10 protein-coding genes are annotated in these 13882 nt (G+C 68.0%); 8 read left to right on the plus strand and 2 right to left on the minus strand.

The genetic code is table 11. The annotated features are described in order from the left end of the window. Positions 1-112: 112 nt before the first annotated feature. Positions 113-1933 carry a multicopper oxidase family protein gene (locus NATOC_RS10765; protein ID WP_015321469.1) on the plus strand — a complete coding sequence of 607 codons (1821 nt, stop codon included), beginning with the start codon at positions 113-115 and terminating at the stop codon, positions 1931-1933. A gap of 34 nt (positions 1934-1967) precedes the next feature. On the opposite strand, the gene NATOC_RS10770 is transcribed toward NATOC_RS10765, so the two are convergent. Together NATOC_RS10770 and NATOC_RS10775 are read right to left on the minus strand one after the other, a co-directional pair. Further along, positions 1968-2324: a metal-binding protein gene (locus NATOC_RS10770; RefSeq protein ID WP_015321470.1), complete on the minus strand. Its 357-nt coding sequence runs from the start codon at positions 2322-2324 to the stop codon at positions 1968-1970. 130 nt (positions 2325-2454) lie between these two features. Then, on the minus strand, positions 2455-3813 hold the full coding sequence (locus NATOC_RS10775; protein ID WP_015321471.1) for a sulfatase family protein: 1359 nt from the start codon (positions 3811-3813) through the stop codon (positions 2455-2457). A 157-nt stretch (positions 3814-3970) separates the two neighbouring features. Here NATOC_RS10775 and NATOC_RS10780 point away from each other — a divergent pair, with 157 nt between their 5' ends. The 7 genes from NATOC_RS10780 (at position 3971) to NATOC_RS10810 (ending at position 13822) form a co-directional block, all read left to right on the plus strand. After that, positions 3971-5455 (plus strand): sulfatase, encoded by a 1485-nt coding sequence (locus NATOC_RS10780; protein ID WP_015321472.1) that lies wholly within the window; start codon positions 3971-3973, stop codon positions 5453-5455. A 216-nt stretch (positions 5456-5671) separates the two neighbouring features. Further along, the gene (locus NATOC_RS10785; protein ID WP_015321473.1) at positions 5672-8200 is read left to right on the plus strand and encodes a heavy metal translocating P-type ATPase; all 2529 of its coding nucleotides are present in this window, start codon (positions 5672-5674) and stop codon (positions 8198-8200) included. 114 nt (positions 8201-8314) lie between these two features. After that, positions 8315-9553: an MFS transporter gene (locus tag NATOC_RS10790; RefSeq protein WP_015321474.1), complete on the plus strand. Its 1239-nt coding sequence runs from the start codon at positions 8315-8317 to the stop codon at positions 9551-9553. A gap of 50 nt (positions 9554-9603) precedes the next feature. After that, positions 9604-10758, plus strand: a complete 1155-nt coding sequence (locus NATOC_RS10795; RefSeq protein ID WP_015321475.1) for a CBS domain-containing protein — start codon at positions 9604-9606, stop codon at positions 10756-10758. Positions 10759-10899: 141 nt separating this feature from the next. Then, complete coding sequence (locus tag NATOC_RS10800) at positions 10900-12297, plus strand: NAD-dependent succinate-semialdehyde dehydrogenase (protein WP_015321476.1); 1398 nt, start codon at positions 10900-10902, stop codon at positions 12295-12297. Between the two features lie 247 nt (positions 12298-12544). Then, positions 12545-13186 carry a helix-turn-helix domain-containing protein gene (locus tag NATOC_RS10805; protein ID WP_015321477.1) on the plus strand — a complete coding sequence of 214 codons (642 nt, stop codon included), beginning with the start codon at positions 12545-12547 and terminating at the stop codon, positions 13184-13186. Between the two features lie 210 nt (positions 13187-13396). After that, the gene (locus tag NATOC_RS10810) at positions 13397-13822 is read left to right on the plus strand and encodes a response regulator (RefSeq protein ID WP_015321478.1); all 426 of its coding nucleotides are present in this window, start codon (positions 13397-13399) and stop codon (positions 13820-13822) included. The last annotated feature ends 60 nt before the right edge of the window (positions 13823-13882 follow it).

Consider the following 13882-nt stretch of genomic DNA (forward strand, 5'->3'; position numbering starts at 1 on the left):
GAGCGGAGGGTTTTCGGCTCTCGGGTCCCTACGCTGAGGGATAGATCGTTCGCCTCCCACCGAATAGGAACCGTCTCCACCCGGTATTTGCGGGGGTTTCTTACGGGCGAATATGAGGCAACGACCTCCGGTGACCGAAACGGATCTCTCACGTCGGAAGGTGCTCCTGGCGATCGGTGCCACGGGACTTTCGGCGTTCGCGGGCTGCTCGGCGGACGGATCGCCGTCGGAGACTGAACCCGTCCCTTCAGAGCCGACCGTCGCGGCCCACTCGTCGCCCGATCTCGAGAAGTGGGTCGACGAGGTGCCACGTCCGGGCGTCGTAGAGCCCGACGGCACGAAGGAGGGACAGCCCTACTACGAGATCGAAATGCGCGAGGTCGAACAGCGGCTCCACAGCGATCTGCCGCCGACGACCGTCTGGGGGTACGACGGACAGTTCCCGGGGCCGACGATCGAAGCCGAACAGGGCGAGCCGATCTACGTGCGCTGGCAGAACCAGCTCCCCGACGACCATCTCCTTCCTGTAGACACGACGATCCATGGCGAGATGATCCCGTACGACATCCCCGGCGTCCGGACCGTGACTCACCTCCACGGCGGCAATATCGAAACTGAGAGCGACGGCAAGGCCAGGGGCTGGTTCACCCGCGAGTTCGAGGAGACCGGTCCCGCGTTCGAGAAGAAAGACTACTACTACGCGAACGACCAGCCGCCGGCGACCCTGTGGTACCACGACCACGCGGTCGGTATCACGCGGTTGAACGTCTACGCGGGTCTCGCCGGCTTCTACCTGCTGCGAAACGACCACGAGCGCGAGCTCGAGTTGCCCGACGGCGAGTACGAGATCCCGCTCGTCATCCAGGATCGGAGCCTCAACGAGGACGGCTCGCTGTTCTACCCGTCGGCCGTCTCCGAGGACCGTGGCGGCGACGACTCACACCCCGAGCCGAGCATCGTGCCGGAGTTTTACGGGGACGTGCCGGTGGTCAACGGGACGGCCTGGCCCCGCCTCTCGGTCGAACCCGAGCAGTATCGGCTTCGGCTACTCAACGGCTCCAACAGTCGGTACTACGACCTCGCGCTGCGCGAGTACGACGAGGAGTCAGGCGAGGTCGGAGACGACGGCCCGCAGTTCGTCCAGATCGGGAACGACGGGGGACTCCTCTCGGAACCCGTCCCGGTCGAGGGGCGCCTCGAGATCGGGTCGGGACAGCGCGCCGACGTCCTCGTCGACTTCTCGGCGTACGCCGGGGAGACGTTACTCCTCCACAACGCGGCGCCGTCGCTGTATCGGGGCACGCGCGAAGAGAGCGAGGAGACCAAGCCGCTCCCGGAGCTCGTGCTCGTCGACGTGGCCGACTCCGACGGCGTCGAGGACGTCGGGGAGCTCCCGGACGAGCTGACCGAGGTTCCAGAGATCCCCGTCGAGGCGGCGGACCGACACCGTCACCTCACGCTCGCCGGGGACACCGACGAGTACGGACGCATGATCCACCTCCTCGGCAGCGAAAAACAGCCGTCGGGACACAACCTGGACGATCCCGTGACCGAGGAGCCCGAGCTCGGCGACACGGAGATCTGGAGCATCGCCAACCATACCTCGATGTCCCACCCGATCCACCTCCATCTCGTCCACTTCCAGCTGCTCGGCCGACAGCCGCTGGCCGACTACGACACCTCCGAGGACGGCGTCGATCCGGCGACGCTCGAGGATCCTCAGCCGTACGAGCTGGGCTGGAACGACGTGATCTCGGTCGATCCCGCCGAGGTGATCCACATCATCGTCCACTTCGGGGAGTACGAGGGGGTGTTCAACGATCAGACGGGCGAGTACATGTGGCACTGCCACATGATCGAGCACGAGGACTACGACATGATGCGTCCGTTCAGAGTGGTCCCGAACGTGGAGGACGAGTCCGGCGACGGGTAGCGGTTCCTCGAACGCCGCGAGCCGCTTCCGGTTCTCAGAGCAGTTCGCGAACGTCGGAGTACCACATGTCGTGGTAGTCGACGTGCCCGACCCGGCGGGCGATCGCCACCGCCAGCGCGTGCCAGCAGAGCTCGGTCGGGTCCTCGTCGTCGAGGTTGTACTCGCTGTCCTTGCAGGTACAGCCGCCGTCCTCGACGATGTACTCGTCGCCGTAGCCGACGACGATCGTGAAATCCCGGTAGGACTTGACGCGGTGTTCGCCGACGGCTTCGATAGCGCGAACCCCCCGATCGCCGTGACACTGCGTGATCTGCTCGACCAGCTCCGGCGTCAGTTCGCCTGCCTCCTCGAGTCGGGCCTGCCAGCGCTCGACGGGGTTCGCTTCCGACACGTCCGGAACTGAGTGTCGGACTGTAAAATCGGTTCGGTTGTCGGTCGACGCGGATGTGACCTTCCCCGGGAACGCGACGCCCGTTCTCGTTGTGGATCCCGAGAGGGTCAACCGACGCTGACTGTGACAGCTACGCCGACTCGTCGCCCATCGTCGGGTGGATCTCCTCCCAGTCGCTGGGCCGAACGGGTCCGTCGAGCAGCGGATCGTCGGTCTCGAGCATCCACTCGATGAGATCGTCCCGCAGTCGCTCTCGGACCCCCTCGTAGTCGGGGTCGTCGGCGAGGTTCTCCCGCTCGTCGGGGTCGGTTTCGAGGTCGTAGAGTTCGACGTAGGGACGTTGCTCGCAGTAGTACTCCTCGCGAACCTCGCTGCCCGCGGCGCTCTCGTAGATGTCCCGCGTCAGGTAGATCCCGGGAAGGTGCCAGAAGTTCCGGACGTACTTGTACCGATCCGTCCGAACGGCCCGGATCGGATTGTACCGGTCGTGCCAGGTCATCCCCGCGAAGACGCGCTCACGGGGATCGTACTCGCCGTCGCCTCCGGCCGACTCGTCGACGAGACGGCCACGGAGGCTTCGCCCGACGACGCCGTCGGGCACCTCGACGCCGGCAAACTCGAGCAGCGTCGGGAAGACGTCGACGTTGCTGGCGAGGTCGTCGACGACGCCGGCGTCGACGACACCGGGGTATCGCAACAGGAGCGCAGCGCCGATCCCCGCGTCGTAACAACAGCCCTTCGCCCGCGGGAACGCCAGTCCGTGCTCGGTCGTGAAGACGACGAGGGTGTCCTCGGCGAGGCCGGCGTCCTCGAGCGCGTCGAGGACGGTGCCGACGCCGTCGTCGAGTGCCCGGACCATTCCCTGGAGTTCGGCGATGTCGCTGCGGATCCCCGGACGGTCCGGGAGGAACGGCAGCGGGTCGACGTCGTCGGGGTCGGGCGTCTCGTAGCGATCGGGATCGAAGCCGAACCCGTCCTCGTCCTCGACGCGGTGACACTCGAAGAAGCCGACCGAGGCGAAGAAGGGATCCTCGTGCTCGTCCGCCGCAACCACCGACGCGAACTCCTCGCCGACCTCGCGGGCGCGGGCAGTTTCGTGGACCGACGGCGGGGTGTTTACCCGGAGCGGCTCCTCGACGTGTTCGTGATCGTAGCCGAGCCGATCCGGATACTCGGTGACGTGCTGGAGACCAAAGCGGTGGGTCTCGTAGCCCGCCTCGCCGAGCAGCTGTGGCAGCAGCCGCTCATCGGGACCGAGCTCCCAGTCTCCGTGAGCCAGCCCGAGCATCCCGTTCTGGTGGGGGTGACGGCCGGTGACCAGACTCGACCGACTCGGCGAACACTGCGGAGCCGTCACGAAGTGGCGGTCGAACCGAACTCCCTCGTCGGCGAGACCGTCGAGCCGGGGTGTTTCGACGTCGGCTCCGTAACAGCCGAGGTACCGCCCCAGATCGTGGCAGTGGATCAAAACGATGTTTGGCGGCTCCATTGCTCCGGCGTACGGAACCCCGGCGAGTAAGCGTTGGGCCGGCTACAGCCTGATCGGTCGTCGACAGAGACGGTCACCCGACGCGATTCGAGTCCCTGAATTCCCTGCATTAGCCGGGCCTGGCGCCTTCCCGGCGAGCGCCGGAAGATAGATAACCATGCGAGATTCCAACGAGGGTGACAGGGAGTCACATACGAGTGTCCGGAACGTCGTTCTCGTCGTCTTCGACACCGCTCGAGCGAAAAGCGTCGGGCCGGAAACGACGCCGGCGCTGTCCTCGCTCGCCGCGGAGGGGACGACTTTCGAGAACGCGTTCGCGACGGCACCGTGGACGCTTCCCTCCCACGCCTCGATGTTCACCGGTCGCTACCCGTCCGAGCACGGCGCTCACGGCGGACACACCTACCTCGAGGAGGATCAGCGGACGCTCGCGGAAGCCTTCGCCGACGCCGGCTACGACACCGTCGGCGTCTCGAACAACACCTGGATCACCGAGGAGTTCGGCTTCGACCGCGGGTTCGACGAGCTCCGGAAGGGATGGCAGTACATCCAGTCCGACGCCGACATGGGCGCGGTCGTCCGCGGCGAGGACGTCCGCGAGAAACTTCAGGCGACTCGTGATCGGCTCTTCGAGGGGAACCCGCTGGTCAACGCGGCGAACATCCTCTACAGCGAGGTGTTCCAGCCCGCCGGCGACGACGGCGCGGCCCGATCGGTCGACTGGATCGGCGACTGGCTCGGCGACCGCGACGACGACGATCCGTTCTTCCTGTTCTGTAACCTCATCGAGCCCCACGTCGAGTACGATCCGCCCCGCGAGTACGCCGAGCAGTTCCTCCCCGAGGACGCGAGCTACGAGGAGGCGACCGCGATCCGGCAGGACCCCCGGGCCTACGACTGCGAGGACTACGAGCTCACCGAGCGGGAGTTCTCGCTGCTGCGGGGGCTCTACCGTGCCGAGCTCGCCTACACCGACGATCAGCTCGCGCGCCTCCGCGAGGCCCTCGAGGCGGCCGGCGAGTGGGAGGAGACCCTCTTCGTCGTCTGCGGCGATCACGGCGAGCAGGTCGGCGAGCACGGCTTCTTCGGCCACCAGTACAACCTCTACGACCACCTGATCAACGTCCCGCTCGTCTTCCACGGCGGCCCCTTCACGGGCGGCGGCCATCGACGGGAGCTGGTCCAGCTGCTCGACCTTCCCGCGACGCTGCTCGACTCCCTCGGAATCGACGACCCCGAGCTGCTCGAGCAGGGTCACGGGCGGTCGCTCCACCCCGCGACCCACGAGCGACGGGACGCGATCTTCGCCGAGTACGCCGCCCCCCAGCCCTCGATCGATCGGCTCGAGGCCCGCTTCGACGAGGTTCCCGACCGGGTACGGGCGTTCGATCGCCGGCTGCGGACGATTCGGACCCACGAGGAGAAGTACGTCCGCGGCGACGACGGCTTCGAACGGTACCACGTCCTCGAGGGCGACCCCAACGAGGAGACCGACCTCGCGGACGACGACCCCGATCGGGTCCGGGAGCTCCGGGAGCGCCTCGAGGAGCAGTTCGACTCGCTCGAGGACGCCGGCGCGAGCGGCGAGGTCGAGATGCAGGCCGGGACCAAGGATCGACTGGCGGATCTGGGGTATCTCTAGTAGTCCAAAATATTCCCGTAATCGCGGCAGAGTTCCCGTTCGCCTCGATTTTTCTCCCCCGTTAACTGCTCGACCTGTACGTGACGATCGACCGATCCAGACCAACAGTAATCGACATACAAACTGTGGGGTGTCGATGTCTCCGTCCCACGTCTGCGATCCGACCGGTTCCGCCACCGACTACTGTTATACCCCTCCGTCGTCTTACCGGGACACGTGTCCGATACCCGCGTGGAGTCCGACGGCTGTCGGCTCTGTGGCGCCGACGTCGGCAGCGAGGAGCGGTTCTGCTCGAGCGGTTGCCGGGCGATCCACGAGGACCTCGACGCCGCGTTCGATGATAGCGGGAGCGCCGCCGAGGGGTCGGCGATCGTCGACGAGGACGCGGGCCCGAGCGATGGCCTCGGCCCGGACGACGCTGCCGCGAGCGACGGCCTCGACTCCGACGACGCGGCCCGCGCGTTTTTCCGGATCGACGGGATGTACTCCGCGCTCTGTGAAACCTACCTCGAGCGGGTCGCCGAGCGACGGGCGGGTGTCAGCGAGGCGACGGCGAGCTACGTCACCGAAACGGTCCGGGTCGACTACGACCCTGCCCGAACCTCGGCCGACGAACTCCGGGTCACCCTGACCACGACCGGGTACACCGCCTACCGCCGCGATGGGGTCGACACAGGTGCCGACGCCGAGGAACTAGCGAACGGCCAGACGGGCGCTACCCAGCGCTCCCGCGAGATAACGGGGCTGCGCAAGCGCCGAACCGAGGACGTCCTCGAGATGCGCTACGTCGTCGGCGTCGTCTTCGGCTCCTTTCTGCTGGTACCGTACGTCGCGATCCTCTACCCCGTCTACCTCGCCGACTTCGTCGACTGGGGGTTCCTGGCTCCCTACGAGGGGGCGTTCGCGACGCTCGACGGACTGATGCTGCTCCCGCTGTTTCTCACCGTCACTGGCGCCGTTCTCTACCTGAGCGGGATGCCGCTCCTGCGTGGGGCCTACGTCAGCCTGAAGCTCCGCCGGCCGAACACGCAGCTGCTCGCCGCGGTTACCGTCGTCGCCGCGTTCGTCTACGGGACGGTCGCGCTCACGCTCGGGCACAACGACGTCTACTACGATCTGACGATCCTCGTCGCGGCGACGGTGATGGCGGCCGTGTTCTACGAGGCGACGGTCAAGCGGCGGGCCCTGGATCGACTCACCGAACTCACGGTCTCGGAGGTCGGCGAGGCGCGCCTGCTCGGGGCCGACGGCTCGACCCGAACGGTCCCCACGGAGTCCCTGGCAGCCGACGACCGCCTGCTCGTCCGGGAAGGTGAGCGGATCCCGGTCGACGGGCGGCTCGCGGAGGGACAGTGTACGGTCGACGAGGCGATCGTCACCGGGGAGTCGCTCCCGGTCTCGAAGCGGGCAGGCGAGGACGTCGTCGGCGGGTCGCTGGTCATCTCGGGTGCGGCCGTCGTCGATCCCGCCGACCGAACCGAGAGCAGCCTCGAACGGCTCACCGAGACGGTCTGGAACCTCCAGAGCGCGACCCACGGGGTCGGCCGCCGCGCGGATCGGCTCGCGGCCCGACTGACCCCCGCCGTCGCCGCGGCCGTCCTCGGGGTCGGCGCGGTCGCGATCGTCCTTGGCTGGTCCGCGATCGATACCGCCCTGGCCGTCCTCGCGGCCGCGATCGTCGCGAGCCCGTGGGCGCTCGGCCTCGCGGCGCCCGTCTCCGTCGCGACGAGCATCCGCGAGGCCCACGATCGCGGGATCGTCGTCTTCGACGAGACGGTGTTCGAACGGCTCCGCGAGCTCGATGTCGTTGTCTTCGACAAGACGGGAACGCTGACGACGGGGAAGATGCGCGTCCTCGAGGCCGACGCGGCCCCCGAACTGCTCCGGGCCGCGGGCGCGCTCGAGGATCGGGCGGCCCACCCCGCCGCGACGGCGATCCGCGACGCGTTCGCTCGCGGCGAGGGGCCCGAGGACGGGGCGGTCGGCGACGGCAGTGGCGAGCCGCCGACGGTCCGGGAGTTCGAAACCCACGAAACCGGCGTCGAGGGGGTTGTCGACGGTCGCCGAGTGGTGGTCGGCCACCCGGAGCTCTTCCGGGAGCGGGGCTGGGCCCTCACAGACGAGCTCGCGTCGCGGGCCGCCACTGCCAGGGAGCGAGGACGGCTTCCCGTCCTCGTCGGCGAGGACGGGCATGCGAGCGGGATCGTCGTCGTCGGCGACGAGCCCCGAACCGGGTGGCTCGAGAGCCTCGAGCGACTGCGAACGGCCGGCGTCGAGGTCGTCGTTCTGACGGGCGACGACGCGGCTGCAAGCGCGTTCCTCGAGCACCGGGCCGACCTCGAGGTCTTCGCCGACGTCCCGCCGGCGGGCAAGACCGCGGCCGTCGAGCGGCTGGCGGCCGACCGACGGGTGGCGATGGTCGGCGACGGGACAAACGACGCGCCCGCGCTGGCTGCGGCGGATCTGGGAATCTCGCTGGGCGGGGGTACCGCGCTCGCGGCTGACGCCGCCGACCTCGCGATCCTCGGAGACGACCTGGCGGGCGTCGAGCGGGCGATCTCGCTGGCCCGGGCTGCCGGCGACCGTGTGACCCAGAACCTCGCGCTGGCGCTTGCGTACAACGTCGTCGTGATCCCCGTCGCGCTGGCCGGGCTGTTGAGCCCGCTGGTGACGGCGGGGGCGCTCATCCTTACCGCGGCGCTGATCGTCGCCAACGCCTCGCGACCGCTGCTCGGGGAGCGCTGACCGCGGCCGACACGACCGCCGCGCTCGAGAGTCGTTCTCGTCGCGGACGACGAGGCGGCAACCCCTCCCGGCAAGGCTAACCTACTCGGGGGATCGCCCGCATCCCGGTGACGAATGGGGATCGCCGATCGCCCCGGCGCGTACGGGGTCGTCGCTGTCGCGACGCTCGCCTACACCTGCCTGATGTTCGTCTGGTTCTCGCTGCCGGCGTACCTCTCGACGATCATCGCGGAACTGGACCTCTCGAGCACCCAGGCCGGCGTCGTCGCGGGCGCGGTGCCGCTGACCTACATCCCGATCGCGCTGTTCTCGGGGCTCGCGGTGGATCGGATCGGGCCCGGACGGAGCCTCGCGGTCGGCGTCGTGCTCTACGGCGTCGCGCAGGTCGGCCGGAGCTTCGCCGACGGGTTCCCGTCGCTGCTGGCGCTGACCCTGCTGCTGGGGGTCGGCGCGACCGCGGTTACGTTCGGTCTGCCGAAGCTCGTCTCGACGCTGTTTCCGCCGAGCCGGACGGGGCTTCCGTCCTCGATCTACCTCGTCGGTGCCTCGGCGGGGACCGCGCTCGTCTTCGGCGTCGGCCGCCCGGTCCTCGGCCCGTGGCTCGGCGGCTGGCGTCCCCTCTTTCTCTGGAGCGGGCTCGTCGCGATCGGCTACGGGATCGGCTGGTACGTCCTGGCCAGGCGCCTCGGAATCGACGAGCGTGCCGCGGCCAAAGACGCGGACGAGACCGACCGTGACGAGGACGCGGCCCCGATCGCGTCGATCCGACGGGACCTCCGGCTGATCCTCACCCACCGGGAGCTCCAGCTCGTGGTCGTCGTCGGCACGATGTACCTGCTGGCGAGCCACGGGATTCAGGGTTGGCTCCCGACGATCCTCGAGTCCCGCGGCGTCTCGCCCGGGATCGCGGGTCAGACGACAAGCCTCTTCGTCGGTGCCTACGCCGTCGGGATCTTCGCCGTCCCAGCGCTGGCCGACCGCTACGAGGCGCGGCCGACGGCGCTGATCGGCTGCGGCGCGGTGTTCTGTGCCGGCACGGTCGGCGTCGTCCTCGCAGACGGGCTCGGGCCGGCGCTCCTGGCGAGCATCGTCGTCGCCGGGCTCGGCGTCGGCGGGCTCTCGCCGCTCGTCCGAGCGATCCCACCCGCGCTCGAGGGGATTGGCGCGCGCCTGACCGGGACCGCCGTCGGCTTCATCTTCGCGGTCGGCGAGATCGGCGGCTTCCTCGGGCCCGTCCTGATCGGGACGAGCCACGACCTGACCGGCTCGTACGTCCTCGGGCTCGGGCTGATCGCGACGGCGGGAGTCGTCGTGGTGACCGCGGGCGCGACGTTGCGTCGGCTCGCCGACTGAGAGGCGTATGCAGGAGATCGCCTGAAGAGGCTCCGGTCCCTAAGATGGGTATGGCCAGTGTCCGTATCGGCTCCGCGTTTGGCATTCCGATCAAGCTCGGCGCCTCGTTTCTGCTCGTCGTCCCGCTGTTGGCCTACATCATCGGCGTTCAGATAGAGCTCACCGTCGAGTTGCTCAACGACGCGTTCGCCGCGGGGATCGACCCCGAGCCGCTGGCCGACGGCGCGACCCCGTGGCTGCTGGGGCTGGCGGCCGCGCTGGGGCTGTTCGCCAGCGTCTTCTTCCACGAACTGGGCCACGCGTTGGCCGCCCGCCGCTACGACCTCGAGACCCAGTCGATCACGCTGTGGTTCCTCGGCGGACTCGCACAGTTCGCCGAGATGCCGGAGGACTGGCACAAGGAGTTCGTCATCGCGATCGCGGGCCCGATCGTCAGCGTCGCGGTCGGGGTCGTCTGTTATATCGGCTTCGTCCTGCTGCCAGCCGAGTTCCCGGCGGTGCTGTTCGTGCTCGGCTACCTGGCGATACTCAACGTCGTGTTGGCGTTCTTCAACATGCTTCCCGGATTCCCGATGGACGGCGGTCGGGTGCTCCGGGCGCTGCTCTCGCGGAACCGCTCCCGGCTGGAAGCGACCCAGACCGCCGCTGCAGTCGGAAAGGGGTTTGCGCTCCTGCTCGGGTTCTTCGGAATTCTTACGTTCAGCATCTTCGCGATCGCGATCGCCTTCTTCATCTACATCGCCGCCTCGAGCGAAACCCAGCAGATCTTCGTCGAGACCGCATTCGAGGGGATAACCGTCACGGAGCTGATGACTCCCGCAGTGCGGCTCGATACGGTCTCGCCGGAGCTCCCACTCGATCGGCTCCTCGAGCGGATGATGCGCGAGCGCCACACCGGCTACCCCGTTCTCGACGAGGGAGAGCTCGTCGGCATCGTCACCCTTGAGGACCTCCAGGAACGAGCCGACGCTGATGACACCGTCGTCGCGGACGTGATGTCCACCGAGCTCGCCACCGTTGGACCCAACGACGAGGCGACGAGCGCACTCCGGACGATCCAGCAGGAGAATATCGGTCGTCTCCTCGTCGTCGACGACGACGGCTCGCTTGCGGGGCTGCTCTCGCGGACGGATCTGATGAAAGCCCTGGAGATCGCACAGCAGAGTCGGTCGATCCCGGCCGAACCACAGTCGCTCGAACGGTAGGCGCTCACTGTGGTGATGGCCTCGGCTCCGTCGGTTACAGAGGAAGCAGCGCAATGCCACGGCCTCAATGTTCGGCTGCCGGGCGTAGATCTTTGAGCCGGGTGCTCGTGGTACGAGCGAGCGCGATACACGGTGAGCACCATGGACAGTCACAATCCAGCGACCGGCGAGCGACTCGAAACGTACGACGACCACGACGAGGGCGACATCGAGGACATCCTCGCGAGCGCGGACGACGCGTTCGAATCGTGGGCCGAAACTCCGATCACCGAGCGCCAGCAGCTGCTCGAGCGGGCCGGCGAACTCCTCCGGGAGCGCGAGGACGAGTACGCCGAACTGATCAGCGAGGAGATGGGGAAACCGATCGCCGAGTCCCGCGCGGAACTCGAGAAATGCGCGTGGGTCTGTGATTTCTACGCCGAGCGGGCCGACGAGTTCCTCGCCGACGAGGCGCTTGGCAGCGAACCCCACTCGCGGACGTTCGTCTCCTACGAACCGCTGGGGGCCGTCCTCGCGGTGATGCCCTGGAACTTCCCGTTCTGGCAGGTGTTTCGGTTCGCCGCGCCCCACCTGACCGCGGGCAACGTCGGCCTGCTCAAACACGCCTCGAACGTCCCCGGCTGCGCGCTGGCGATCGAGGAGATCTTCCGCGACGCCGGCTATCCGGAGGGCGTGTTCTCGACGCTTTTGGCCGGCTCTGACGCGATCGAGGACGTGATCGCCGACGACCGTCTCGACGCGGTGACCCTCACCGGCAGCGAGGGCGCCGGCCGCGCCGTCGCCGAGCAGGCGGGAAGCGAGCTGAAGAAACACGTCCTCGAGCTCGGGGGAAGCGACCCGTTCGTCGTCTGTGCGGACGCCGATCTCGAGGCGGCAGCCGAGACTGCAGCGACCGCCCGAACGATCAACTCCGGGCAGTCCTGTATCGCGGCCAAGCGATTCATCGTCGTCGACGAGGTCTACGACGACTTTCTCGACCGGTTCGTTTCGGAGATGGAGAGCCTCGAGGTCGGCGATCCGCTGGCGTCGGACACCGACGTCGGCCCCCAGGCCCGCGAGGACCTCATGACGGATCTCCACGAGCAGGTCGAGGAAAGCGTTGCAGCGGGCGCGACCCTCGAGTGTGGCGGCGAACCCCTCGATCGGGAGGGGTACTACTACCCGCCGACGGTGCTCTCGGAGCCCCCGCGGGATAGCCCCGCGGCCGACGAGGAGGTGTTCGGCCCGGCCGCGGCCGTCTTCCGGGTCGAAGACGATGACGAGGCGATCGAGCTCGCCAACGATACCCGCTACGGGCTCGGGGGGTCGGTCTGGACCGAGGACCTCGATCGCGGGGAGCGACTCGCCCGTGAGATCGAGGCCGGCTGCGTGTTCGTCAACGAGCTTGTCAAGTCCGACCCGCGCCTGCCGTTCGGCGGCGTAAAGGCGTCAGGACACGGCCGCGAGCTCGCCGAGGCGGGGATCCACGAGTTCGTCAACCGCAAGACCGTCTGGGTCCAGTCGGCCGGTGCTGACGACGACGTTCCCGACACCGAGTAGCGCCGGCCCTCCCGCGAAGGGACGTCGCGAGCGAGGAAATCGACGCCTCCCGCCCCGAGAGCTGGGACGAGATCGATCAGACCTCCCCCATCGGACGAGCTCTCGCTGCTCGAGATCCGACTCGAGGCGTAGCCGACCGAGCTCGATTGCGGTCGCGAGCGACGGTCCCGTCGTCGAACTTCCGGCCCGGATACAGTGTTTCTCCTGCAAACCCTAGCCATTACTACATCGAAACGCATGAGAAATTATGGCGATCGAGGCCGCTTTCGACGTGTCGGGGGAGCGGATTCCGCTGGCGTGTGTGTTCGAGGAACTCCCGAACGCGACGGTCGAACTCGATCGGATCGTCCCGACGAACGGGGAGCCGATCCCCTCCTTCTGGCTGTGCGATCCGAACGTCGACTCGTTCGACCCGAACGCGGTCTCGCACCCGGCGCTCCGGACGATCGACGTCGTCGAAACCATCGGCGAGGAGGCGCTGGTCCAAGTCGAGTGGGATCCCGACCGGGAAACCCTCCTGACGATCCTGCTGGAGTCTGCGATCGTGCTGGTCTCTGCGGTCGGAACGCGACGCCGCTGGTCGTTCGAGATCCGCGGTGACGACCACGAGGAAGTCGCCGCCTTCCAGTCGGCCTGTCTCGAGGCGTCGATCCCGATCGAGCTCACGCGGCTCCGCCCGCTCTCGCCGCCGTGGGCCGACGAGGACGACGTCCTCACGCCCGCCCAGCGCGAGGCGCTGCTTTTGGCCTACGAGCGTGGCTACTTCGACTCGCCGCGACGGGCCTCCCAGGCGGAGCTCGCCGCGGAACTCGATATCACTCGTCAGTCGCTGTCCTCGCGATTACAGCGCGGACTCCGGCGGCTCGTCGGGAGCACGATGCTGGAGTAGCGCGGTAATGGATATAAAAGGACCTTGCCTACGCAGCACCACCTTCAACCGTTCGAAACTCCGGATTCCGGTAATGGCAGACGGGTTCGATTTCGTTTTCTCCGTCCGTTCGAGGCGAGACGAAAGCGGGCGAGCGCAGTCGACGGTCGGTACGGGTTCCGGTGGGAAACGGGCCGACCAGGACGGGCGATCGTTCCGCCGAGGACGGCGATGATCCCCTCCCGGGAGGTTCTGCTGGTCGAGGACAACCCCGGCGACGTCCGGCTCGTTCGGGAGGCGTTCGCGGCGACCGACGGCGATCACGAGCTCCACGCGGTGATGACCGGTGAGGACGCCGTCCAGTTTCTCGAACGACGAGCCCGCGACGAGGCGATCCCGGATCTCGTCTTACTGGATCTGAACCTGCCCGGCATCGACGGTGGAGACGTCCTCGAGCGGATCAGAGAGTCGCCGGAGCTCCGGCGGCTTCCGGTGATCGTCCTCTCGAGCTCGGAGGCCAGCGAGGACGTCGAGGCGTGTTACCGCCGCGCGGCTAACGCCTACCTGGCGAAGCCGATCGCGCCCGAGGAGCTCGTCTCGATGATCAGAAGCGTCGAACGGTTCTGGTTCGATCACGCCCGCCTCCCACCCCAGTAGGCCGGCCGTTCCGGCGGCGTCCCGCCGAGCGCTCACACGTTCGGGGCTGCTCATGCTCCA

The organism is Natronococcus occultus SP4, from assembly GCF_000328685.1.
Classification (GTDB): Archaea; Halobacteriota; Halobacteria; order Halobacteriales; family Natrialbaceae; genus Natronococcus; species Natronococcus occultus.

Coding starts and splice junctions, on each gene's coding strand:
- NATOC_RS10765 (WP_015321469.1), top strand. CDS start 113: ATGAGGCAACGACCTCCGGTGACCGAAACGGATCTCTCACGTCGGAAG.
- NATOC_RS10775 (WP_015321471.1), bottom strand. CDS start 3,813: ATGGAGCCGCCAAACATCGTTTTGATCCACTGCCACGATCTGGGGCGG.
- NATOC_RS10780 (WP_015321472.1), top strand. CDS start 3,971: ATGCGAGATTCCAACGAGGGTGACAGGGAGTCACATACGAGTGTCCGG.
- NATOC_RS10790 (WP_015321474.1), top strand. CDS start 8,315: ATGGGGATCGCCGATCGCCCCGGCGCGTACGGGGTCGTCGCTGTCGCG.
- NATOC_RS10795 (WP_015321475.1), top strand. CDS start 9,604: ATGGCCAGTGTCCGTATCGGCTCCGCGTTTGGCATTCCGATCAAGCTC.
- NATOC_RS10800 (WP_015321476.1), top strand. CDS start 10,900: ATGGACAGTCACAATCCAGCGACCGGCGAGCGACTCGAAACGTACGAC.
- NATOC_RS10805 (WP_015321477.1), top strand. CDS start 12,545: ATGGCGATCGAGGCCGCTTTCGACGTGTCGGGGGAGCGGATTCCGCTG.
- NATOC_RS10810 (WP_015321478.1), top strand. CDS start 13,397: ATGATCCCCTCCCGGGAGGTTCTGCTGGTCGAGGACAACCCCGGCGAC.